Here is a 23,801-nt window from a genome sequence, read left to right on the forward strand (position 1 = left end):
GCTGGACGAGGACGAGACCGGCGAGGGACGAACCGGACGAGGCCCTGCGGCACCGGGACGCGGCTTCGTTTCATGACCTCCCTCATGGACGGGTCTTCAGGCCGTCCAGGGTCAGGTCGAGCAGACGTTCTGCCCGCTGCCGTTGGTCGGGGCTCGCCGAGGTGAGGGCAATGCCTTCGAGAGCGGCGCCGATATCGGTGGAACCGATGTCGGCGCGGATCGTCCCGGCGGCCGCGCACGCGTCCATAAGGGTGCTCAGGGCGGCCTGGATCATTTCCCGGCTGTGGCCGTACGGATTGTTCCCCGTGGCGGCAATGGCGCGCAGGGCCTCGATCATGCCGTACTTGGCAGTCACGTAGTCCAAGAACGGGCGCGTCCAGGCACGCAGGGCCTCAAAAGCCGGCTGTGTTGCCAGCAGGGTGGGTGCTGCGTCGCAGAGTTGGACCACCTCGTGGCGGTAGACGGCCTCGACCAGTGCTTCGCGGACGGGGAAGTTGCGGTACAGCGTGGCACTGCCCACCCCCGCTTCTTTGGCGATGCGCTCCAAGTGGGCGTCGAGCCCCTCCACTGCGAAAACGCGCAGGGTGGCTCGGCCGTCGGGCTCGTCGTCGATGTCACGCGCCGCGAAGACCTGAAGCGCCTGACCGACGCGGCACTCGACCGCGTCGGCCGACTCGATGTCCTGGTCTCCAACGCCGGCCCGATGGCGGTCTCGCCGTTCGACGAGCTGCGCCAGGACGACTGGGACGCCATGGTCGCCACCCACATCACGGGCCTGTTGAACGGCATCGGGGCCGCGCTGCCCATCTTCCGGCAGCAGCGCTCCGGGCAGTTCGTCAACGTCGCCTCCACCGCGGCCTATGTCGTGAAGTCCCCCCAGGCCGTTTACGCGGCCACCAAGACGGCGGTGAAGGTGCTGACCGAAGGGCTGCGACAGGAGTCCGGCCCCGACTTGCGCGTCACCCTCGTCTCGCCGGGCTTCACCCACACCGAGGGGTTGGGTGGGCAAGGGAGCGAGCCCGGCGGCAGCGGCGGCGATCGCCCAGCAGCGCGACGAGATCGCCATGCCGCCCTCCGCCATCGGTTACGCGATCGAGCAGCCTGATGGCATCGACGTCAGCGAGATCGTCGTCCGCCCCACGGTGCAAGCCTGGCGACCAGCCCGGGACGGCTAGGGAGCCCCCTGGCCGGCAAACGAACGGCGGCGTCAGTCGCGGCGCCATCCGCACGGCCGTCGCCGGCCTCATGGCCGAACACACCATCACTCACCAGAACGCGCTCCGGCCCTGGCCCGGCCGGTCACCCTCGACGTGCCGGGCAAGGTCGCCGACTTCCTCCGCGCCGCCGAGCCAGATCCCGCCGAGCGGACCGCGCTCGACCAGGGCGTGACCGTACGGCGCGGTCAGCGCCACACCCTGCGCGTCACCGCCGTCCCCGCGATCCACCGCCGGCTCCTCGATCTCAGCCGGCCCCGCGGCGGCACCCCGGGGTCCTCGGCGGTCCCGGCACAGCAAAAGGCCCGCCGCGAGTACGCGAACACTGTCAGCGTCCTCGCGGGCGACACCGCGTGGCGAGTCCCCGGACTCCAAGATCATCCCGCGGCGGGTTCCTGGCGTATCCGGGTCACGCCCCGGATATCGCCGTGAGTTCCGACCGGGGCCTCTGCGCCGCCCCCTGATCCGGCCTCTCTTCCACCCTCTGCACCGACCCCGGGCCGCCCCCGGCGCCGACCCGACCCCCGCGCCGACACCGACGTCGCTCCGGCCCGTCCCGCCGTCCGGAAGGGGTACGGAAGCGGTCCGGGCCACCGGATCCGTCGGCACACGTGTCCCCGGCCGAATCGCGCCCTCATCCAGACAACCCAACGGGCATGCCGCCCTGTTGACCTGTCGGGACACCTCGTCCCCCGCCCCGGACCGGGGCAGTGACAGGAAGGTTTCCATGAGAAGACTCAGAACGGCGGCGCTGCTGCTGGGAGTCGGCACGCTGGCGGGGCTGGTCGTCGCGCCCGCCGACGCGTCACCCCCGAAGCCCGACGCCGGACACGCGGGCGGGACGGCCGCCGGACCCGTCGAAACGGTCACCCTGATCACCGGTGACACCGTCCGCTACCGGCGCGCGGGCGACACCGTACAGGTGATCGCCGGCACACCGGCCGCGCGGCGGCCCGAGACGGCCTTCGTCCAGTTCACCGAGCACGGCCACGCATACGTCGTACCGAGCGACGCCTGGGACGCGCTCACCGGCGGACAGGTCGACGAGGCGCTGTTCGACATCACCGGACTCGCGGCGCAGAAGCTCGACGACCGGCACACCGACCGCATCGGAGTGATCGTCACCGGCACGCCGGGCACCGCCCCGAAGACGGCGACGCCGGCCACCGCCGAGGTCACCAGGACCCTGCCCCGGCTGGGCGCCCGGGCGCTGTCCACCGCGAAGTCCGACGCCACCTCCCTGTGGGCGGCCCTGACCGGCGAAGCGGGCGGCCCGGCGGGCGCGACGGGAACCTCCCCGGTCCGCGCGGTCGGCGTCGACGTGTCCTACGACGACGGCAAGAGCTGGCGTCCCGCCGCCGTCAAGGCGGCCGGGGACGGCAGTTGGTCGCTGGTGATACCCGCGGGCAACCGGGCGGGCGACCGGGCCACCCTCCGGGCGAGCGCCGCCGACGGGGCCGGCCACCAGGTACGGATGACCCTCACCCGGGCCTACGGCCTGCGCTGAGCAGGCGACGTGTGTCCGGTCCCGGCCACACCGGGATCGGGCACACACCGAGACCGGACACACGTCCACGTCCGGCCATCGGTCACCTGCCGGGCGGGTGTCGTGGATAACACGTGTGAGGCGTGCCCCCTGGTCACCCGCCCCTGGACCCGCCCCTGGACCGGCCCCACTTGGCCCGCGCCGGCCGCGCGGCGGGTGCCGTGCCGGGTGCCCCGCGTGTGCATGAGTCTTGACACGGCGGCCTCTCTCGCCACAGCCTATGGCAACGTTGTCAAAGCCGCCTGGACGGCACGGTCGCACCCGAACCGGTCGTCCCGTCGGCATGGTCTCCTTGATTGGACGTTTTGCTCATGGACGAGCAGCAGAGTCCGTCGCGCCGTCCCTCCCGGCGTGCCGTCGTCACCACCGGCACGACCCTGCTGGCGGGCTTCGGACTGGGCGTGGTGTTCCCGGCGGCGGAGGCCGCCGCCGGGACCCGGCAGCCCGGAACCCCCGCACCCGCACCCGCACCGGGTGAGATCGCCGCCTTCCGCCCCGTGGAGGTCTCCTCGCAGGCGTACGCGCCCGCCGCGGCCGAGTTCGCGGTGGACGGGGTCCCGGCACAGGGGGTCCGCGGCACCGGCTGGCGGGCCGGGGACGGCGACCCGCAGTGGATATCGGTCGACCTCCAGTCGGACAGCCAGGTCAGCCGGGTCCGGCTGACGTTCGAGGCGGACGCGAGCGACCCGGTGTTCACGCCCCCGACGACCGGCAACCCGGCGCAGGGCACCACGGGCAAGGAGATCCTGTCGAGCTACGCGCGGGAGTTCGTCGTCGAGACGTCCCGGGACCGGAAGTCCTGGACGAGCGTGTACCGCACCACCGCCGGCACCGGCGGCGTCGTCGACATCCCGCTGGCCCGCCCGGTGACCGCCCGCTGGGTGCGGATGACGGCCCGCAAGCGCTCCAGCGCCAACCCGCTGGGCCTCAACGGCTTCGAGGTGTACGGCACGGTGGACGGACACCGGCCGGACGCCACCGGCTGGACGGACTGGGGCACCCGGCACACCACTCCCCCGAAGCTGGCCGTCGCCGCCGACGGCACGGTGCCGCTGGAGTCCGGCTGGGCGCTGACCATGGACGACTGGACCGACGCCACCGGCGGCGATCTGTCGAAGGCGGGCGTGGACACCAGCCGGTGGCTGCCCGCGACGGTCCCCGGCACCATCCTCGGCTCGCTCGTCGACCAGGGAAAGCTGCCCGACCCGGTCGCGGGCCTGAACAACCTGCACGTCCCCGAGGCGCTGTCCCGCCACTCCTGGTGGTACCGGCGGGACTTCGAGCTGCCGCGCGGCCTGCGCACCGGCGCCGGCCGGCATGTGTGGCTGGAGTTCGACGGGGTCAACCACCGGGCCGACATCTGGCTCGACGGCCGCGACGTGGGCAGCGTGACGTTCCCGTTCGCCCGCTTCGCCCACGACGTCACCGAGCACCTGGCCGGTGCGGCCGCGGACCGGCACGCCCTGGCCGTGCGGATCACGCCGATGCCGGTGCCCGGCAGCCCCGGCGACAAGGGTCCGGCGGGCGAGGCGTGGGTGGACGCGGGCGCCGACCAGATGAACCGCAACTCGCCCACGTATCTGGCCTCCTCGGGCTGGGACTGGATGCCGGCGGTCCGCGACCGCGGCGCGGGCATCTGGAACCATGTGCGGCTGCGGTCCACCGGGCACGTCGTGCTCGGCGACGCGCGGGTGGACACCGTGCTGCCGGGACTCCCCGACCTGTCGGTCGCCGAGCTGACGGTGACCGTCCCGGTCCGCAACGCCGACTCCGCCGACCACCGGACCGTCGTCTCCGCGTCGTTCGGCGACGTACGGGTCTCCCGGGCCGTCACCGTCCCCGCGGGTGAGACCGTCGAGGTGGTCTTCACCCCCGATGCCTACGGTGCGCTGCGCGTGCGCGATCCCGAGCTGTGGTGGCCCAACGGCCTGGGCGACGCCCGCCTGCACGAGCTGACCCTGGTCGCCGAGGCCGACGGCGCGGAGAGCGACCGGCGCACCACCCGCTTCGGCATCCGGCAGTTCGGCTACGAGTACGACATCCCGCTGCCCTTCACGGCCTCGGCCGACGCCTGCACCCAGTCCGTGGACGTGGGCGCGCAGCGGGCCCGTCACGTCCGGGTCAGGTGCCTGACCAGGGCGACCGGCTGGGGCAGTTCGCTGTGGACGCTGTCGGTCCGCGACAGCGCGCGGCCGGGCACCGACCTCGCCCTGCACGCGGCGGCCGAGGCGTCCAGCGCGGACGAGGACGGCCACGGCGCGGGCAACGTCACCGACGGCGACCCGGCCACCCGCTGGTCCTCGGCCTTCGAGGACGACCAGTGGATCCGGGTGGACCTCGGCTCCGAGCAGTCCTTCGACCGCGTCGACCTGGTGTGGGAGCAGGCGTACGCGCGGACCTTCGTGGTGCAGGTGTCCTCGGACGGGTCCACGTGGACGGACGTGAAGTCCGTGGACAACTCCGCGGTGCCGCTGCCGTTCAACAGCGGTGACGCGAGCCTGCGGGTGTCGGACTTCGACGCCGTGACCGCCCGCTTCGTACGGATCGAGTGCGGGGTGCGCAACACCAGCTGGGGCAACTCGCTGTGGTCCCTCGCCGTCATCGACAGCACCGAGGCGGGCACCGACCTCGCCCTGCACCGGGCGGCCACCGCCTCCAGCGAGGCGGACGGCCACCTGGCGGCGCACGCCACCGACGGCGACCCCGGCACCCGCTGGTCCTCCGCCTACGAGGACCACCAGTGGCTCCAGGTCGACCTCGGCGCCGCCCGGCGGTTCGACCGGGTGGCCGTCCTGTGGGAGCAGGCGTACCCGAAGACGTACACCGTCCGGGTCTCCGCCGACGGCGACACCTGGACCGACGTGACGACCGTGTCCAACACACCCGACCCGCTCAAGATCAGTGTCAACGGTGTCCGGGTGCTGGTGCGCGGCGGCAACTGGGGCTGGGACGAGTTGCTGCGCCGGATGCCCGCGGAGCGGATGGACACGGCGGTGCGCATGCACCGCGACATGAACTTCACGATGATCCGCAACTGGGTGGGCAGCTGCGACCGCGAGGAGTTCTTCGCGGCCTGCGACCGCTACGGCATCCTGGTGTGGAACGACTTCCCCAACGCCTGGGGCATGGACGTGCCGGACCACGACGCGTACAACGCGATCGCCCGGGACACCGTGCTGCGCTACCGCATCCATCCCTCGGTGGCGGTGTGGTGCGGCGCCAACGAGGGCAACCCGCCCGCGGCGATCGACCAGGGGATGCGGGAGGCCGTGCAGCGGCAGGCACCCGGCGTCCTCTACCAGAGCAACTCCGCGGGCGGCATCGCCACCGGCGGCGGGCCCTACGGCTGGGTGGAGCCGGAGCGGTACTTCGACCCGGCGACCTACGGCAGCAAGGACTTCGGCTTCCACACCGAGATCGGCATGCCGGTCGTCTCCACCGCGGAGAGCGTCCGCGGCATGACGGGTGACGAGCCGGAGTGGCCGATCCGCGGGGCCTGGTACTACCACGACTGGAGCGAGCACGGGAACCAGGCACCGCAGAACTACAAGGCGGCGATCGAGACCCGCCTCGGTGCCGCCCAGGACCTCGACGACTTCGCGCGCAAGGCGCAGTTCGTCAACTACGAGAACGCCCGTGCCATGTTCGAGGCGTGGAACGCCCACCTGTGGGAGGACGCCAGCGGTCTCATGCTGTGGATGTCCCACCCCGCCTGGCACAGCACGGTGTGGCAGACCTACGACTACGACTTCGACGTCAACGGCATGTACTACGGGGCGCGCTCCGGCTGCGAACCCCTGCACGTCCAGGCCGATCCGGTGAACTGGCAGGTCATCGCGGTCAATCACACGCGTACGGAGGTGACGGGCGCGCAGGTCACGGCCGAGGTGTACGACCTCTCGGGCCGCCGGGCGGCACCGTCGAGGAGCGCCCGGGTGGACGTCAGGTCCGCGGCCACCGCGGCGGCGTTCACCGCGGCGTTCACCGACGACCTGCCCGACCTGCACCTGCTGCGGCTGACGCTGCGGGACGGCCGGGGCGGGCTGCTGTCCCGCAACACCTACTGGCGCCACCGCACGCCGGAGGCGATGCGGGCGCTCGGTTCCGCCGGGCGGGCCGCGCTGTCGGTGTCCGCCGGCCGTGTCACCCGCACGGACGACGGCCGGCAGCTGACCGCGACCGTCCGCAACCGCGGGTCCGTGGTCGCCGCCATGGTGCGCCTCTCGCTGCTGGACGAGCACGGCGGCCGGGTCCTGCCGACGCTGTACGAGGACAACTACCTGTGGCTGCTGCCCGGCGAGAGCCGCACGGTCACCGTGTCCTGGCCCGACCGTGCCCTGCCCTCGGGGCGGCCCCTGCTGCGGGCGGAGGGGTACAACACGCGGGCGGTCACGGCGCGGGCCTGAGCCGGGCGGGCCGCGTACCGGAGCGGTCGCCTCGGGACAGAGGTGAACCCCGGCCGGTACGCGGCCCGTTGTGTGAGTGACAGCACCCTGCGGCGGACCCCCGTCGCTCCGGGTGCCGTCGTCCGAACGGTGCCCGGAAGCGGGCCGCGCCGCCCGCCGGAGCCGCAGGTCACCGTCAGGGCCGCACCGGCGCGGCCCGCGCCTCCTGCCGGCCGCCGCACACGTACCTGGCAGGCTTGCGTCGTGCCGTGCCGTGCCACGTCGCGTCGCCGGCCGCGCGGCCCGGCGGCCGGGCGGCCGGACGCGGGCCCGTCCGTGGGATGTGCGTCGCGGCCGTACCGCTCCCGACGACGAAGGAGACGCAGCCGTGGCACCAGGGGAGCGCGCGGCCGACCGGACGACCGGACGACCGCACAGGAAACGGTGCGCGCGGCGCTCGCTCGCGCCGCCGACGCCGGGGGCCTGAACGCGTTCATCACCCTCGACGGGGAACGGGCGCTCGAAGAGGCCGCCCGGCACGACGAATCGTCCGCCCGGCGGGACCGGACGGACGGCGGCGCCGGGCGCTGGTGCCTCGTCGTCAAGGACAACATCCACGTCGCGGGGCTGCCCAACACGGCGGGCACCCCGGCCCTCAAGGATTTCGCGCCGCACCTGGACGCGCCCGTGGTGCGGTCCCTGCGCGGCGCGGGCGCGATCGTGCTGGGGAAGACGCACATGCACGAGTTGGCGCTGGGAGCCACCTCCGGCAACCGGGCGTTCGGTGCCGTGGGCAATGCCACCGATCCGGGGCTGTTCGCCGGTGGCAGCAGCGGCAGCACCGCGGCGGCGGTGGCCGCCGGGATCGCCGGCGCCGGGCTCGGCACCGACACCTGCTGGCCGTGGCCGCCCGCGTCGACGCCCTGCTGCGTGCGGAGACCGATCGCGTCCCGGTCTGAGCCCCGCGCGCACCGGCGCGCGGGTACCTGACGGCCCGGACGGGAGCACGCCGGAAGGCGTCCCCGGCCGGGCCTTCTGTCTGCTCACACATATGCACCCTCTCCTGCCACTAACCATCTTGACAGGTGATGACACACATGGCCATACTCATCACCAGCCAAACCGGTGACGACGGATGTGGGCACCGGACACTCAGCACACGAGGAGACAACAGCCATGGCAGTCAGCTACACCGGTGTCGTCACGGTGACCGGCGAAGGACGCAACGGAGGCCGCGTCGAGTCCGGCGACGGGCAGTTGCAGACCACGCTCGCCATTCCCAAGGAGTTCGGCGGGGCGGGCGGCGCCACCAACCCGGAGCAACTCTTCGCCGCCGGCTGGGGCGCCTGCTTCCTCGGCGCCGTCCGCCGCGCCGCCGCCCAGCGCAGGATCACCCTCAAGAGCACCGCCATCACGGTCGAAGCGACCCTCACCCACGGCGACGACGGCGAGTTCGGCCTCAGCGCCGTCCTCAACCTCGAACTCGGCGGCGTCGACCAGCCCACTGCCGCCGCACTCGGCCACGCCGCCCACCAGCTCTGCCCCTACTCCAAGGCCACCCGCGGCAACATCCCCGTCACCATCAACGCCACCGCCGTCGCCGCCTGATCCTTGTCTCCCGGCTCACGCCCGGGCCACCGAGCGCCGCTGAGGAGGCTCCCAGGGGCCCGGGCGCACGGCCGGGGGACGCGGCATCCCCCAACCGGAGTATTACGGCGTAATAGCCGCGCTGCCCGGAACCCCCACGGAGACCGGCGCGGCCGCGGCGAACGAGCGGCATATATTGAGGGGCCAGTCGTCGCACGAAGAGGAAAGCATGCGCCCGCTCCCCGGTGGCCAGCGAAGACCGTACCGAGCCGGCCGACGCGCCGAGACGGCGGCGGAGACCAGGGCGGCGATCCTCGACGCCGCCCTGCGGCTGTTCGTGGAACACGGCTACGGGAAGGTCACCATCGGTGACATCGCGCAGGAGTCCGGGGTGGCCGTGCCCACGGTGTACGCGAGCACCGGCGGCAAGTCGACGATCCTGACGACCCTCATCGAGCGGGGTGTCGACGACCCGGTCGTCGAACGCACCCTCGCGGCGCTGCGCGCGACGACGGATCCCCGGGAGGCGATCAGCACCGTGGCACACGGGGTGCGACTCGACAACGAGAAGCACCTCGACATCGCCCTGGTGATCATCACGGCCGCCGAGGTGGACCGGGCGGCGGCGGAGACCCTCGCCCACATCGTCCGGGCCTACCGGCAGGCGCTCGGGGTCCTCGCCGAGCGGCTGGCGGAACTGGGGGCGTTGCGGCCGGACGTGGATCTCCCGCGCGCGACCGACATGCTCTGGTTCCTCCTCGGTTTCAGCTCCTGGCGGCTGTTCGTGGCGGAGCGCGGCTGGTCCTGGGACGCCACCGAGACCTGGCTGACGGAACAGGTGTCGGCGGCCCTGCTCGCCACACCCGCGACCTGACATCCCGCCGACCGGCCTCCGCCAACCGGCCTTCGCTGACCGGCACCCCGCGACCTGACATCTCGCTGCCCGGCACCCCGCGAGCTGACACCCACTGCCCGACACCCGCTGACGGGCACACGCTGACCGGCACCCGCGAACTGACCGCTGTCCGGCACCTGTTGTCCACCGTGGCGGCTCCTCGCGGCCGGTGGCCGGTGTGCGTCATGGCGCACCCCCGCCATCCCCGCATGTCACCGCGGTGGCCGGACCAGGGCACACAATGCTCGGCAAACCTGTGACCCAGCTGTTGATGGAGGTTTGCCTTGTCGCGTCCGCCATTTCGCAGACGTGTGCTGTCGGTCGTGTGCGCCACTGTCGCCCTGGCCGCCGTGTCACCCACCCCGGCCTCCATGGCCTCGTCCCCACCCGACCCCACGCTCGCGTCGGCCACCGTCCCGCCGACCGCCGCCCCGATCCCGACCGTCACCTTGGTGACCGGGGACAAGGTCGTCACCACCCGGGGCGCCGACGGCACACCGGGACGACTTGTCCAGGGGCCGGACGGCCGGTACACCGGCTTCGAGACACACCGGTCCGGCAAGGACACCTACGTCTACCCGGACAGCGCCCTGCCGTATGTGGCGGCCGGACTCCTGGACCGCGAACTCTTCAACGTCACCCGGCTGCTGGCGGACGGTTACGACGACGCGCACACCGACCGGCTGCCGCTGATCGTCACCTACACCGACGCGGCGGCCCGGGTCCGGAACCTGCCCGCGCCCCGGGGAGCGCGCAAGGTGCGGGCGCTGGACAGCATCCAGGGTGCCGCGCTGGGCGCGGACCGCTCGGACGCGTTCTGGACGTCGATCACGGCGACGTCCGGCGGTGCCGGCACGGCAGGCCGGGCGGCCGGTGAACGGCCCCGCCTCACCGGTGGCATAGCCAAGGTCTGGCTGGACGGCAAGGTGCAGGCGGACCTCGCCGAGAGCACCGCGCAGATCGGCGCGCCGCAGGTGTGGGCGTCGGGGAACACCGGCGAGGGCGTGGACGTCGCGGTCCTCGACACCGGCGTGGACGCGGACCACCCCGACCTCGCCGGACGCATCGCCACCGTCGAGGACTTCGTCCCCGGCGAGTCCGCCGTGGACGGCAACGGGCACGGCACCCACGTGGCCTCCACCATCGCCGGCACGGGTGCCGCCTCCGACGGCAAGGAGAAGGGCGTCGCCCCGGGAGCCCGGCTGCACATCGGCAAGGTGCTCTCCGACGACGGCGCCGGCCAGGACTCCTGGATCCTCGCCGGTATGGAGTGGGCGGCCCGCGACCAGCACGCGAAGATCATCAGCATGAGCCTGGGCGGCCAGCCCACGGACGGGACCGACCCGTTGAGCACCGCGGTGAACAACCTCAGCGAACAGACCGGTGCGCTGTTCACCATCGCCGCCGGCAACGCGGGTCCCGACGCCTACTCGGTGGGCGCGCCGGGCGTGGCGGACGAGGCGCTGACCGTCGGTGCCGTGGACGGATCCGACGCCCTCGCCGACTTCTCCAGCCGTGGTCCCCGGGCCGGTGACGGCGCCGTCAAGCCCGACCTCACCGCGCCGGGCGTGGCCATCCTGGCGGCCCGTTCGCACTACACCCAGGGCTCGGGCCCGTACCAGACGCTGAGCGGTACCTCGATGGCCGCCCCGCACGTCGCGGGCGCCGCCGCGCTGCTGGCCGCCGCACACCCCGGCTGGACGGCAAGGCAGTTGAAGAACGCCCTGGTCAGCACGGCCAAGGCGACCCCGGGTCGCAGCCCGTTCGAGGGCGGCACGGGGCGGGTCGACAGCGCCACGGCGACGGCCGCCACGGTGTTCGCCACCGGCAGCGTCGCCCGGCGGCGGTGTTCCACTGGGTCTGGGTGAGTGTGCCCCGCTCCAGTTCCTCGGTCCGCCGGACCATCTCCGGGTCCAGGTACAGGGCGTCGAGCAAGGTGCCCTCGGGCAGCCCCGCACGTTTCTCGAAGGCGAGCGCGGCCGGGAACAGGGGGGTGGTGAGCACACCGCCGAAATCGAGGACGAGGCCCTTGTGGTAGGTCATGGACAGACTCTAGATGGCCGTTTCCGGGTGGGGTGTGCTGGGATGACCGGCCGCACACCCGCGGATTGAGCGCTCTCGCCCGGCAGGTGGCAGCGGGATGGTGCCGGTGACAGAGCGCGAGGGCGGTGGGCTCACCCCCGGTAGGTCTCCAGCAGCCGCAGCCACACCTCGCTGATGGTGGGGAACGGTGGGACGGCGTGCCAGAGCCGGTCGATGGGGGCCTCGGTGGTGATGGCGATGGTCGCCGAGTGCAGGAGTTCGGCGACGCCGGGTCCGGCGAAGGTGGCGCCGACCACGCATCGCCGGTCGGGGTCGATGAGGACGCGGGCCGTGCCGCGGTAGCCGGGGTCGTACTGGACGGCACCGGCCACCTGGCCGATCTCGTAGTCGACGACGTCGACGTGGCGGCCGGTCCGCGCGGCCTCGGCGGTGGTGAGGCCGACCGCGGCGATCTCGGGGTCGGTGAAGACGACCTGCGGGACGGCCGCGGTGTCGGCGGTACTGGTGTGCGCGCTCCAGCGCCGGGTGTCGAGAGGGGTGCCGTGTGCGCGGGCGGCGATGACGGCGCCCGCGATGCGGGCCTGGTACTTGCCCTGGTGGGTGAAGAGTGCGCGGTTGTTCACGTCGCCGACCGCGTAGAGCCAGTCGCCCGGTACGGCGGTGACGGTCAGGGTGTCGTCCGCGGTGAGCCAGTCGCCGGGTGTGAGGCCGACGGTCTCCAGGCCGATGTCGTCGGTGCGCGGAGCGCGGCCGGTCGCGTAGAGCAGGGCGTCGGCCGTGAACCGGGAGCCGTCGGACAGGGTGACGTCGATGTCGCCGTCCGGTCCGCCGCGCCGCAGCGCGGCGCAGACGGTGGTGTCGAAGCGCAGGTCGACACCGGCCGCACGCAGCCGCTCGGCGACCAGTTCACCCGCGAAGGGCTCCATGCGGGGCAGCAGTGCGCCGCCGCGGACGACGAGGGTGACCTGGGTCCCCAGAGCCTGCCAGGCGGTGGCCATCTCGGTGCCGACCACGCCCGCGCCCACGATGACGAGCCGCCCGGGCGGCTCCTTCGCACTGGTGGCCTCCCGGCTGGTCCAGGGGCGCAGGCCGGCGAGTCCGGGCAGGTCCGGCAGTGCCGCGCGGCTGCCGGTGCACACGGCCACGGCGTGCCGGGCCTGGAGCAGGACGGTGTCGCCGCCGGGTGTGCGCACGGCGACCCGGCGGGGTCCGGCCAGCCGGCCGTGTCCGCGCAGCAGGTCGATGCCGGCCGACTTCAGCCACTGCGCCTGGCCCTCGTCGTCCCAGTCCGCCGACATCCGGTCGCGGTGCGCCAGCACGGCCGCGGTGTCCAGCGGCCCGGCCACCGCCGGGTTCAGGCCGGGGACCCGGCTCGCTTCGGCGCGCAGCAGCGCGGGACGCAGCAGCGCCTTGCTGGGCTCGCAGGCCCAGTACGAGCATTCGCCGCCGACGAGTTCGCTCTCCACGATGACGGTGCTCAGGCCCGCGGCGACGGCACGGTCGGCGACGTTCTCGCCGACCGGCCCCGCGCCGATCACGACGACGTCGTAGGTACGGCTGTCTTCGGTCGTCACGGTTTCTCCATGGGGGTGAGACGAAGGATGTGGGTGAGACGAGGGAGATGTGGGTGAGGTGCGGGTGAATCGGGGTGCGGGTGGGGATAGAGATGGGGATGGGGTTCAGCGTTCGGCCGGCCGGCCGGAGGCTCGGGAGCGAGGGACGCCGGGGCGGCCGCTGTGACGGCCGGCCGCCCCCAGGTGTCCGCGCGGACTCCGTCAGCGGCCGGGCAGTCGCTCGGTGATCTCCTGGAGGAACCACTCGTTGCCGTCCGGGTCGGCGAACGAGGCGAAGGAGCCGTAGCTGGCGCGTTCCGGCTGTGGCCCGGGGACCCGGTATGCCTGGCCGGCGTGGTGGAAGGCGCCGGTGGCGTCGTGGAACGGACCGCTGACGTCGACGCCGCGGCCGGTGAGTTCCGCGTGTGCCTGCTCGATGTCGGACACGATCAGGTGCAGTCCCTGGACCGAACCCGCCGGGGCGGTCGTCAGGCCCTCGCCGAAGATGACCGAGCACGGCGAGCCGGGCGGGGTCACCTGCACGATCCGGTAACCGTCGTCGATCGGGAAGTCCGCGTCGAGGCGGAAGCCGAGCTTGTCGACGTAGAAGTCCTTGGCCTTGTCGACGTCGGAGACGGGGATGACGACGACTTCGAGTTTGAGTTCCATGGCGGTGTGCTCGCTTTCCGCGGCTCGTGGGTGGGTGGATCCGGGGTTCGTCACCGGGTGGCGCGCGCGGCTTCCTCGATGACGCGAGTGACGACGCCGGGCCGGGAGACGGCGACGGAGTGGGAGGCGGCGACCTCGGTGGTGTGGGCGTGGGCCCGCTGGGCCATGAAGCGCTGCGTGGACGCCGGGATGTTCAGGTCCTTGGTGGTGACGATGTCCCAGCTGGGGATGGTCTTCCAGGCGGCGACGGTCGCCTTCTCCTCCAGTGCGGCCTGGGCGATGGGTCGCTGGGTGGCGGCGGCGAGGGCGGCCTCGTCGCGGGGGACGTCCGCGGCGAACTGGTGGCGGAACTTGTCCTGCTGGATGTAGAGGTCGGTGCCCTTGGTGCCGTCGGGGTTGGTCACCTGGACCGGGTCGAGGGCGTCGGGGAGCGTGGAGCCCGGGTACTTGTTGGTCAGCTCCAGCGCGGACTCACCGGGCGCGGGCAGGAAAGCCGCCACATAGACGAGACCCTTGACCTCCGGGTCGTTCGCGGCGGCCTCGCTGATCACGGAGCCGCCGTAGGAGTGCCCGACGAGGATCTTGGGGCCCTTGACGTGGTCGAGGACACTGCGCAGGGCGGTGGCGTCGGTGTGCGGGCCGCGCAGCGGGTTCGCGGCGGCGACGACGGGATAGCCGTCGGCCTGGAGGCGGGCGATCACACCGTTCCAGCTGGAGGCGTCCGCGAACGCGCCGTGCTCCAGCACGATGGTGGGCTCCGGCCGGAACGTGCCGGCCTGCTGGTCGGCATCGGCGTTCGCGGTGCCGACCAGGGTGAAGGACCCGATCGCGACGCCGGCCACGACGGCCGCCCCGGCACCGGTGAGTATCCGCCGCTTGCCTGCGCGCTTGATGTTGAACACGAGAAACCCTCTCCAGAAGTACAGCGAAACGATGTGGACCGGCTGTCGCCGAGGCCGCGCTGGGTACGCGGGACACCTGCGACAAGAAGGGCCGTAACCCCTTTGGCTGGTTATTAATCTGTCAGACATTGAATCACCAGTCAAGCAGGTGACGAGAGCGACGATGATTTCCCCTGGTGGGGGCCATCGGCGGCCCGCTCACGGGGACCACTACGGCGTCACTCTCGCCCGCGCCGCCGCCACCCGGCATCAGTCACATGACGGTCAGCCGGGACATCCCAGCCCCGCCCGCGGCACACACACGTGTAAGCCATTCGACGCATCCGTACTCCCCCCCAGGCACACACGTGCCGATACGCGGACGGCAACCAATTCGTTACCGGAGTCGTCGATCTCCCGCGCCACGGGATACGTCCCTTAAGTGGGGGCCGCAACTGCGCCCGCCCGCCCGATGGTTGGCCGCATCGCCGGCAACCGGGCGACGCGCGGCGCCGAGGCCCGTCCCCCACCGGGTTCCGGACACCGGAAACCGTGCCGGGCCGGCAACCGTGCCGACCCGCGCCCCGGCTCCCTCCGGGACAACCCCGACCTCGAAAGGAACCACTTTGACAAGACGCCTTCCCACCTCCGGTGCGGCCCGCGCTCTGGCGGTGGGTGCCGCCCTGATCAGCGGCGTCGCCACCCTGGCCACGGCCCATCCGGCCGTGGCGAGCACGACCGCACATCACTCGCACCACGCGGACTACGTCGCGCTCGGCGACTCCTACGCCTCCGCACCCCTCGTCCCCGACCAGGTCGACGCCGACTGCCTGCGCTCCAGCCGCAACTACCCGTCGCTGGTGGCCCGGTCGTCGGGGGCGACGCTGACGGACGTCACCTGCTCGGGGGCGACCACCACGGAGATGACCGCCGCCCAGGGCACGGCGCCGGCCCAGTTCGACGCGCTCGACCGGCACACCGACCTGGTCACCGTCACCATCGGCGGGAACGACATCGGTTTCAGCACCGTGCTCGGCACCTGCGCGAAGCTGTCGGCCACCGACCCGGCCGGCGCACCCTGCCGGGACCACCTCACCGGTGCGGGCACCGACCAGGTGACGGCGTCGATCGCCGCCACCGCGCCGAAGGTCGCGAAGGTGCTCCGCGGCATCCACCAGCGCGCCCCGTACGCCAAGGTCGTCGTGGTCGGCTACCCGGACCTGTTCCCCGAGGACGGCGTCGGGTGCACCAGCGCCTCGGTGCCACTGGCCGCGGGCGACTTCTCCTACCTTCGGGACAAGGAGAAGGAGCTGAACGGGATGCTCCCACGCCAGGCGCGGCTCGGCCGGGCGCAGTTCGTGAACACCTACGACCCGACGATCGGGCACGACATCTGCCGGCCCGTCGGCGAGCGGTGGATCGAGACCTTCGCCCCGCAGACCCCGGCGGCGCCGCTGCACCCCAACGCGGACGGCGAAAGCGCGATGGCGACGGTCGTCGAGCGGACGCTAGTGCCTCGGCAGGCAACGTTTGCCCGTCAAGGAGCGGCGTTCGGTGCGTGCTCTCGGTGTGCCGGCCGGAAGTCCTCGTACTAGACGTACTTGGGCTTTCGGCCGGTGCGGCGAGAGTGCGTGCCGGGCGTCGCGACGGGGCGAACGTTGCCTGTCGGGGCACTAGCACGCCACCGCTGACGCGCCGGCGCTCAGGCGAACGACAGTGACACGTACGGCAGTCACGCCATACGGAGTGACGCATTCGGAGCCATATGTACGGAGTCATATGTGCGGAGTCACTGTGCGGAGTCACATGTACGGCATGACACGCACGACCTGACACGCACGACCTGACACGCACGACCTGACACGCACGACGTGACACGCACGAGGGTGACGTCCCGCCGGGGCTGATCCGACGGCGGAGCCCGGCCGGAGACGATCCGGCCGGGCTTTCCCATCGGGGCGCCGGCCCGGGACCGATGGGTGGTTCAGGCCGCGACATCTTCGCGCACCGGGTCGGGGCGCGGGGTGTGGTACAGGGACACCCGGTCGATCCGGCCGCCGTCCAACGTCATGATCCAGGCGACGCCGGGCGGGCAGTGGTCCGGCGCGTCCGGCGGGTTGATGAGGTCCATCTCCCAGACGATCAGTGACCGTCCGGCGACCACGTGCGCGGGACGCTGGCGGACCCCGGCGGACAGGTCGAGATCCATGCCCGCGAGGAGCAGTCCGGTTCCGCCGAGCCGCTGCCGGCCGCTCAGCAGGGACAGGTCGGGCGAGTAGCGGTCCGCGACCACCTTGCCGAACTCGCCGCGCTCCGCCGCGGCCAGGGTCTCGTGCGCCTCCAGCCAACTGGCGGCGGTCCGCCGCCGCGTGTCCTCGTGTCCCCCGGCCGCGGTGGCCTCCAGGGTCCGGACCAGCGCCGTCCGCGCCTGGCTGAGCCGACTGCGGACCGTACCGACCGGGACGGCGCACGCCTGGGCGATCTGCTGGTAGGAGCTGACGCCCGTGGTGAAGTAACGGAGTACGACGGGCAACCGCAGCGCCGGGGACAGTTCCTCGACGGCCGTCCAGATCCAGTCCCGCAGGGCGTGCCGGTCCAGCACCTGCTCGGGCGTGGTCAGCAGCGGCGGCAGGGGCACCTCCTCCACCGGCTCGGTCCGCCGCGCGCTGCGCAACACCTTCCGGCACCGGTTGCGCACCACCATCCGCAGCCACGGTCCCACGGCGGCCGGGTCACGGACCTCGCCCACGCCCCGCAGCGCCGCAAGCGCGGCGTCCTGCATCACGTCGTCCACATCGGGGCCTGGTCCCAACAGGCTCAGCGCGACCGCTCGCATGCCGGGGCGGTGACGCTCCAGCAGCAGTCCCAGCGCGCTCACGTCGCCGTTCTGTGCCGCCAGTGTCAGTGCCGCGTCCTCGGCGCGTCCGGCGTCCATCGGCACCGTGCTCATGCCCTGCCCTTTCTCCGCCCGTTCCCTCCCGCGCCCACTCACCCGGAAGGTGGTACAGCGGTACAGCGGTACATACGTATCAGGGAGCGATGTCGTCCTGTCCTCGCCCCGGCGCATCAGCCGACGCCGCCGGGGCCCGCCGCCCGGCCTCGTGACGGGACCGGGCGTGCCGGTCTCAGTTGTCGCTCTGGAGGATCGACAGCACCCGGAGTGCTTCGAGGTAGATCCACACCAGGGTGGTGGTGAGACCGAAGGCCGCGAGCCAGGACTCCTGGCGCGGGGCGCCGTAGGCGATGCCGTCCTCCACCTGCTTGAAGTCCAGGGCCAGGAAGGCCGCGCCGAGCACGATGCCGATGATACCGAACAGGACGCCGGTGGCCCCGCTGTCGAAGCCCAGGCCGTGGCCGGCGCCGAAGGCGGAGAAGATCAGGTCGACCACCATGAGCAGCAGGAAGCCGGTCGCCGCGGCCAGCACGAACCCGTAGAACCGGCGGGTCACACGTATCCAGCGCCGCTTGTAGGCGATGAGCACACCCGCGGAGACGGCCATGGTGCCCAGGACTGCCTGGACGACGACACCCGGTGCGATCCAGGTCGAGGTGGCGTTGGAGACGACTCCGAGGAAGACACCCTCGAAGGCCGCGTATCCGAGGATCAGCGCCGGGGAGGGGCGGCGCTTGAACGCCTGGATCATGGAGAGGACGAAGGCGACCAGGGCGGCGGCGACGCCGATGCCGTAGGACCGGCCGATCCCGGTGCTGTCCACGGGCAGCAGGACCCAGGACAGGACGGCGGTGAGCACGACCGTGCCGAGCGTGGCTCCGGTTCGGACCACGACGTCGTCGATGGTCATCGTGGTGCGGTCGGCCCGGGTGTCCTTGACGAGGTACGAGTTCGCCGGCTGGGCGTAGGGGTTGACCGGAGCCGGTTCGGACAGGTCCGGGCCGGTGGCGAAGCCGGCGCCCACCGGCTGGAGCCGCCGGTCGGCGGGACGGGGCGAGCCGTCGTCGCGGTTGAAGCCCAGCCGGGAGAAGACCGGATTGCTGCTGCGCATGGCGTTCCCTCCGGGGCCGTGGTTCTTCGCGGCCCGCGTCGTATGTCGTGTGGGTGCGCGGACGGTGTGGCCACCGGTTCGGCAGCACCCCGTTCGCGTAACCACTTTGACAGGTGACGGAGGGCGCCGCAAGGCATGTCACCTGTTTGACGGGTAACGAATTGGCGGCGACGGCCGTACGGCCGACCGGCCGGTCAGGGAGCCGGGTCCGGCCCGGCCGGTGCGGCGGCTACGACCGGTCCCCGTGGATGCCGTGTCCGGCGAGCCAGGCGAGGACGTGGTCGGCGACCGCGCGCCAGCCCTTGTCGATGGTCAGCGAGTGCGCCCGGTCAGGGAACTGCTTCAGGTCGCTCGGTGCCGTCGAGTCGCCGTACAGCTTGTACACGGCACGTGTGACGTCGTCGGGCACCATGCGGTCCTCCTGTCCGGAGACGAGCAGCAGCGGACCGCGTTCGGCGTTGCCCGTGTCCACGACCCGCCGTGGGTGCGGCGCCCCGTCCACCTCTCCCAGGTCGGACAGCAGCCGACGCGACGAGGGGATGACGTAGTGCCTGAACAGCTCGGTCGACTCCTCCTCCGGCACGGCGTTGGCGAAGGTGTCGTGGAACTGTTCGGCACTCAGCATCACCGGGCCCGCCTCGCCCGTCCGGTCGCCGGACGCAGGGGAACCCGGTACAGGGGAACCCGGTACAGGGGAACCGGACGCAGACGAGCGCCCGCGCTGCTCGGTGACCGCCGTCGTCAGCGGGGCACCGACCAGGGTGCCCGCGATCGGCGCGGGGGCGATGGCGACCGCGGCCCGGCCCAGCCCGGCACCGAGGAGGTGCTGCGCGACGAGCCCACCGACGGAGTGCCCGATGATCACGGGCGGGGTGACGCAGGAGCGGACGATCCGCGCGTAGTGGTCCGTGAGGGCGTCGAGCCCGAGCGGCCGCAGCGTCTCCGGCAGCCGGCGTGCTTCGCCGACGGTAGCGGGTTCGCCCGGCCAGCCCGGCGCGATGACGTCGAAACCGTGACTGGTGAACCGGTCGGCCCACGACTGCCAGGACAGTGCGTGCAGCCAGGGCCCGTGAATGAGGATGACGGGAGTTCGGGTCACGGCACGGTCCCTCCGTGGGGGTAGTTGGCCACCGGGTACGAGAGTGGGGGTGATGGATCAAGAATCGTGCACCCGCACCTCCGCGCGGAACAGTCGAATGACTTAATGTCACAGGCCCCGTACGGTGCGGCCGACCCGGACCCGCCGTCCCGGGAGGCCCGGATCCGGCGTCCTGGGAGGCCCGGCTCCGCCCCGTTGGACCGTCGCACCGCGCGGGGCTCGCGGCGCCGGTGGACCTGTCCCGGCCGTCCCGGACCAGGCCGGGCACGTATGACCGTCAACTGACTGATGTGCGGGCACGGGGTGTGGTCAAGAGTGAGGACATCGGCGGGACTCCGTACTGCGGAAGCGGCCCAGCCGACCCGGCAGTGAAGACGGAGCCACACCCACCACACCGTCACCTCCTTGACTGGTGACGAGCGGGCATGTCAGAGTCGTCGCGGACGCCGGCCGTGAAGACGACCCAGGCACATGTCCCGTCCTGAGCCCCTGCGCCGCGCAGGGGAACACACCGGAGACGCACGGAAGGTTTCACATGATCAACAGGCGTACCTTCAACAAGGCGATGGGCCTGGGCACGGGAGCGGCCGCTGTCTCACTGGCCGGCCTGCAGGGCGTTTCGAACGCCTCCACCACCGCGCCGAACCACTCCGGCAAGGTTCCCGTCGTACCGTCCGTCACCCCGGGCACGCACACCTCCTTCCCCGCGCTGAAGCAGGTCAAGGCCGGTCTGCTGAACGTCGGCTACGCCGAACTGGGCCCCGCCCACGGTCCCGCGGTCATCTGCCTGCACGGCTGGCCCTACGACATCCACAGCTACGTCGACGTCGCTCCCCTGCTGGCGGACCAGGGCTACCGCGTGATCGTCCCCTACCTCCGCGGGCACGGCACGACGCGTTTCCTGTCCCCCCGCACGTTCCGCAACGCCCAGCAGTCGGTGGTCGCCCTGGACATCATCGCGCTGATGGACGCCCTCAAGATCGAGAAGGCCGTGATCGCCGGCTTCGACTGGGGGTCCCGCACCGGCGACATCCTCGCGGCCCTGTGGCCCGAGCGGGTCAGGGCCCTGGTCTCGGTGAGCGGCTACCTCATCACCAACCGCAAGGCCCAGCTGGAGCCGATCGCGCCGGTCGCCGAGCACACCTGGTGGTACCAGTACTACTTCGCCACCGAGCGCGGCAAGAAGGCCATGGAGAACCCGGACCTCCGCCATGACCTGACCAAGCTCGTGTGGCAGCTCGTCTCGCCCACCTGGCACTTCGACGACGCCACCTTCGAGCGCACCGAGGCCGCCTTCGAGAACCCCGACTACGCCGCGATCGTCATCCACAACTACCGCTGGCGGCTGGACCTGGCCGAGGGCGAACGCCGCTACGACCGTTACGAGGACAAGCTGGCCCTGGGACCGTCGATCGCGGTGCCCACCATCACCATCGACCCCGAGTTCGATCCGTTCACGGCGCCCGGCAACGGTTCCTCGTACCGCGGCAAGTTCACCGGGAAGTACGAGCACCGTACGGTGGCCGTCGGGCACAACCTGCCCCAGGAGGCGCCGACGGCGTTCGCCCAGGCCGTCGTCGACGTGGCCCACTTCTGACGGAGCCGGGGGCCGGCCCCTCACGGCCGACCCCCGCCCCGCCTCACCCCACGTCGCCTCGCGTCGCAGCCCACACCGCATCGCATTGAGCCTCCGCCAACTTGAAGACGCAGGTCAAAGGGCTGGCGTGACGGTCGCCCCAGGTTCTCACGCTGGTCGGAGGCGGCAGTCCCCGGACCGCCGGTGTCAGGACCAGGCGATCTCGCCATGGCGGTCGACGAAGCGTCCGGTGCCGGCACCGGGCCCCTCGGTGGCGAGGGCGACGATCGCGTCCGTGCCCTCGGTGACGGTCTGGGCGCCGCTGTAACCGTTTATGTCGGTCGCGGTGTAGCCGGGGTCGGCGGCGTTGACGCGAATGCCCTTGAGCCCCTTGGCGTACTGCGTGGTCAACATCGTCAGCGCCGCCTTCGAGGCGGCGTACAGCGGCACGGCGACGAGCGACTCGGACCGGCCGGGGTCGTGGGTGAAGGCGAGGGAGCCCATGCCGCTGCTGACGTTGATGATCACGGGGTCGTCCGAGCGGCGCAGCAGCGGCAGGAACGCGGTGGTGGTGCGGACGACGCCGATGACGTTGACGTCGAGGACGGCGCGGGCGTCCGCGGCGGTGAGGTCACCGGGATCACCGAAGGGTCCCTGTACCCCCGCGTTGTTGATCAGGACGTCGATCCTGCCCTCGTGCTCGGCGACGTCCGCGGCGGCGGCGGCCACGGACGCGTCGTCGGTCACGTCGATGGGGACGAAGCGTGCGCCCAGCGCGGCGGCTGCCTCCTCACCCCGCTCTCGGTCGCGGGCTCCCAGGAGAACGGTGTGACCGCACGCGATGAGGCGGCGGGCGGTCTCGCGGCCGATGCCCTTGTTGGCTCCGGTGATGAAAGTGATCGTCATGCCTTCGATGGTTGCCTTGACGAGGGAGCCGGACCAGGGACGCTTCGACGGTGGGAAGACCAGTACCACCCTCGCGCCCCCGCATGTGATCGGGGATGCAGGAGGATGGAGGGCATGACGACGACACCCCCCGGGGCCGGACTGGGCGCGGCGATCCGCACGTGGCGGAACCGGCTGCCCCCGTCGGCCGCCGGGCTGCCGGTCGTCCGCAAGCGCCGGGCTGTCGGGCTGCGGCGCGAGGAACTGGCCGACCTGGCCGGAGTGTCGGTCGACTACGTCGTGCGCCTGGAGCAGGGGCGGGCCACGACACCCTCGGCGTCGGTGGTGGCGTCCCTGGCACGCGCCCTCCAGCTGTCCACCGCCGAGCGGGACCACCTCTACCGGCTGGCCCGGATCGTGCCGCCGGCGGACGGCACGATCTGCGACCATCTCCCGTCCGGTATGCAACGAGTGCTCGTCCGCCTCGGAGACGTACCGGTGGCCGTGTTCGCGGCGGACTGGCAACTGGTGTGGTGGAACCACGGGTGGGCCGCCCTGCTGGGCGACCCCTTGGCCTCGCCGCCGCGGATGCGCAACTTCGCCCGCGACAGGTTCCCGGTGAGCGCCGATCACACCCCCCTCGTGCTGTGGCCGGTCACCGATACGGACCCCGACACCACCGACGCCGCCCTCGTCTCCGACCTGCGCCGCGCCACCGGCCGCTTCCCCCGGGACAGTCGCCTGGCCGCGCTGGTCCGCGATCTGAACGCAGGCAACGAGAGGTTCGCCGAGCTGTGGGCGACGGGAGAGGTGACCGCGAACCGCGAGGTCCGCAAGACGGTCGACCACCCGTCGGTGGGCCCGGTCACGGTGGACTGCGATGTCCTGACCGACGGCGACACCGAGCTCAAGATCGTCATCATGACCGCCGCGCCGGGCAGCGAGGACGAGACCAAACTCCAGCTCACCACCGTCGTCGGCCCACCGGCCGGCACGCGCAACTGATCCGCCCCGCGCGTCGGCCGACCGGCGGCTCACGGTCCCCTGTCCATCGCTTCGCGTCATGGGGAACCTTTCAAGCGGCCAACTCCACGGAGGGGCCGGCAGTGGGGCACGGCGCGACGAGACGCCCTTGGCCAATCGCCGGGCCCGTCGAACACGGCCTGAACCTCGCCAGCTCGCCGATTCTCGCCCGCTGCAACTGGGCGCCCTTCTACGATCCGGTGGATGGATCCCGAACTACTGGAACGGATCACCGCGCGGCGCGCGGAACTGGACGAACTCGAAGAACAGCTGGCCAAGCAGCTGGCGGAGGTACGGGCCGAGCGGAACGAACTTGCCGTCGCCGAACGCGTCCTTGAACGGGTGAGCGAACAGCTTGCCGACGAACGGGCCTCGGTCACGCCGGCGCCCGGCAGGTGGGCGAACGAGCGGCGATGCTGATCCCGCACCGCACGCCCCCGT

The 23,801-nt window shown here is 72.1% G+C and carries 19 protein-coding genes and 1 pseudogene; 11 read left to right on the top strand and 9 right to left on the bottom strand.

Annotated features, from left to right (window positions below; genetic code table 11):
• Nucleotides 1-82 precede the first annotated feature (82 nt).
• Nucleotides 83-613, bottom strand: coding sequence for a TetR/AcrR family transcriptional regulator (locus ACFY2B_RS05095; protein WP_390761981.1), 531 nt, complete (start codon nt 611-613; stop codon nt 83-85).
• Here ACFY2B_RS05095 and ACFY2B_RS05100 point away from each other — a divergent pair.
• Nucleotides 578-1,175 (top strand): annotated as a pseudogene (locus tag ACFY2B_RS05100) (SDR family oxidoreductase); the annotation flags it as partial. The gene ACFY2B_RS05095 and the pseudogene ACFY2B_RS05100 sit on opposite strands and share 36 nt — an antisense overlap.
• Nucleotides 1,176-1,265: 90 nt before the next feature.
• Here the strand turns inward: ACFY2B_RS05100 and ACFY2B_RS05105 are convergent.
• The gene (locus ACFY2B_RS05105; protein WP_390761757.1) at nt 1,266-1,445 is read right to left on the bottom strand and encodes a hypothetical protein; all 180 of its coding nucleotides are present in this window, start codon (nt 1,443-1,445) and stop codon (nt 1,266-1,268) included.
• A 496-nt stretch (nt 1,446-1,941) separates the two neighbouring features.
• Here ACFY2B_RS05105 and ACFY2B_RS05110 point away from each other — a divergent pair, with 496 nt between their 5' ends.
• The 6 genes from ACFY2B_RS05110 (at nt 1,942) to ACFY2B_RS05135 (ending at nt 11,495) form a co-directional block, all read left to right on the top strand.
• Complete coding sequence (locus ACFY2B_RS05110; RefSeq protein WP_390761758.1) at nt 1,942-2,721, top strand: hypothetical protein; 780 nt, start codon at nt 1,942-1,944, stop codon at nt 2,719-2,721.
• 350 nt (nt 2,722-3,071) lie between these two features.
• On the top strand, nt 3,072-7,166 hold the full coding sequence (locus ACFY2B_RS05115) for a discoidin domain-containing protein (RefSeq protein ID WP_390761759.1): 4,095 nt from the start codon (nt 3,072-3,074) through the stop codon (nt 7,164-7,166).
• A 423-nt stretch (nt 7,167-7,589) separates the two neighbouring features.
• Complete coding sequence (locus ACFY2B_RS05120) at nt 7,590-8,135, top strand: amidase family protein (protein WP_390761760.1); 546 nt, start codon at nt 7,590-7,592, stop codon at nt 8,133-8,135.
• A gap of 186 nt (nt 8,136-8,321) precedes the next feature.
• On the top strand, nt 8,322-8,753 hold the full coding sequence (locus tag ACFY2B_RS05125; RefSeq protein WP_390761761.1) for an Ohr family peroxiredoxin: 432 nt from the start codon (nt 8,322-8,324) through the stop codon (nt 8,751-8,753).
• Between the two features lie 208 nt (nt 8,754-8,961).
• Entirely contained in the window at nt 8,962-9,606 is a 645-nt protein-coding gene (locus tag ACFY2B_RS05130; RefSeq protein WP_390761762.1) for a TetR/AcrR family transcriptional regulator, read from the top strand.
• Nucleotides 9,607-9,998: 392 nt separating this feature from the next.
• Entirely contained in the window at nt 9,999-11,495 is a 1,497-nt protein-coding gene (locus ACFY2B_RS05135; RefSeq protein WP_390761982.1) for a S8 family serine peptidase, read from the top strand.
• A 306-nt stretch (nt 11,496-11,801) separates the two neighbouring features.
• Here ACFY2B_RS05135 and ACFY2B_RS05140 read toward each other — a convergent pair whose 3' ends face one another.
• The 3 genes from ACFY2B_RS05140 to ACFY2B_RS05150 form a co-directional block, all read right to left on the bottom strand.
• Complete coding sequence (locus tag ACFY2B_RS05140) at nt 11,802-13,244, bottom strand: dihydrolipoyl dehydrogenase family protein (RefSeq protein ID WP_390761763.1); 1,443 nt, start codon at nt 13,242-13,244, stop codon at nt 11,802-11,804.
• A gap of 201 nt (nt 13,245-13,445) precedes the next feature.
• Nucleotides 13,446-13,892: a VOC family protein gene (locus ACFY2B_RS05145; protein ID WP_390761764.1), complete on the bottom strand. Its 447-nt coding sequence runs from the start codon at nt 13,890-13,892 to the stop codon at nt 13,446-13,448.
• A gap of 50 nt (nt 13,893-13,942) precedes the next feature.
• The gene (locus ACFY2B_RS05150; RefSeq protein WP_390761765.1) at nt 13,943-14,794 is read right to left on the bottom strand and encodes an alpha/beta fold hydrolase; all 852 of its coding nucleotides are present in this window, start codon (nt 14,792-14,794) and stop codon (nt 13,943-13,945) included.
• Between the two features lie 605 nt (nt 14,795-15,399).
• On the opposite strand from ACFY2B_RS05150, the gene ACFY2B_RS05155 reads away from it, so the two are divergent.
• A complete protein-coding gene (locus tag ACFY2B_RS05155; protein WP_390761766.1) occupies nt 15,400-16,368 on the top strand; it encodes an SGNH/GDSL hydrolase family protein in 969 nt (322 codons plus the stop codon).
• Between the two features lie 389 nt (nt 16,369-16,757).
• On the opposite strand, the gene ACFY2B_RS05160 is transcribed toward ACFY2B_RS05155, so the two are convergent.
• The 3 genes from ACFY2B_RS05160 to ACFY2B_RS05170 form a co-directional block, all read right to left on the bottom strand.
• Nucleotides 16,758-17,723, bottom strand: a complete 966-nt coding sequence (locus ACFY2B_RS05160) for an RNA polymerase sigma factor (protein WP_390761767.1) — start codon at nt 17,721-17,723, stop codon at nt 16,758-16,760.
• A gap of 175 nt (nt 17,724-17,898) precedes the next feature.
• Nucleotides 17,899-18,777: a Bax inhibitor-1/YccA family protein gene (locus ACFY2B_RS05165; protein ID WP_390761768.1), complete on the bottom strand. Its 879-nt coding sequence runs from the start codon at nt 18,775-18,777 to the stop codon at nt 17,899-17,901.
• 229 nt (nt 18,778-19,006) lie between these two features.
• Nucleotides 19,007-19,876 (bottom strand): alpha/beta hydrolase, encoded by an 870-nt coding sequence (locus ACFY2B_RS05170; protein ID WP_390761769.1) that lies wholly within the window; start codon nt 19,874-19,876, stop codon nt 19,007-19,009.
• 535 nt (nt 19,877-20,411) lie between these two features.
• Between ACFY2B_RS05170 and ACFY2B_RS05175 the strand changes: the two genes are divergently transcribed.
• The gene (locus ACFY2B_RS05175) at nt 20,412-21,473 is read left to right on the top strand and encodes an alpha/beta fold hydrolase (RefSeq protein ID WP_390761770.1); all 1,062 of its coding nucleotides are present in this window, start codon (nt 20,412-20,414) and stop codon (nt 21,471-21,473) included.
• A gap of 186 nt (nt 21,474-21,659) precedes the next feature.
• Here the strand turns inward: ACFY2B_RS05175 and ACFY2B_RS05180 are convergent, their stop codons facing one another.
• Nucleotides 21,660-22,358: an SDR family NAD(P)-dependent oxidoreductase gene (locus ACFY2B_RS05180; protein ID WP_390761771.1), complete on the bottom strand. Its 699-nt coding sequence runs from the start codon at nt 22,356-22,358 to the stop codon at nt 21,660-21,662.
• A gap of 105 nt (nt 22,359-22,463) precedes the next feature.
• Here ACFY2B_RS05180 and ACFY2B_RS05185 point away from each other — a divergent pair, with 105 nt between their 5' ends.
• Nucleotides 22,464-23,342: a helix-turn-helix transcriptional regulator gene (locus tag ACFY2B_RS05185; RefSeq protein ID WP_390761772.1), complete on the top strand. Its 879-nt coding sequence runs from the start codon at nt 22,464-22,466 to the stop codon at nt 23,340-23,342.
• A gap of 222 nt (nt 23,343-23,564) precedes the next feature.
• Nucleotides 23,565-23,780 (top strand): hypothetical protein, encoded by a 216-nt coding sequence (locus ACFY2B_RS05190; RefSeq protein ID WP_390761773.1) that lies wholly within the window; start codon nt 23,565-23,567, stop codon nt 23,778-23,780.
• Nucleotides 23,781-23,801: the final 21 nt, after the last annotated feature.

The sequence above is a fragment of the Streptomyces sp. NPDC001270 genome (assembly GCF_042896695.1).
Taxonomy (GTDB): Bacteria; Actinomycetota; Actinomycetes; order Streptomycetales; family Streptomycetaceae; genus Streptomyces.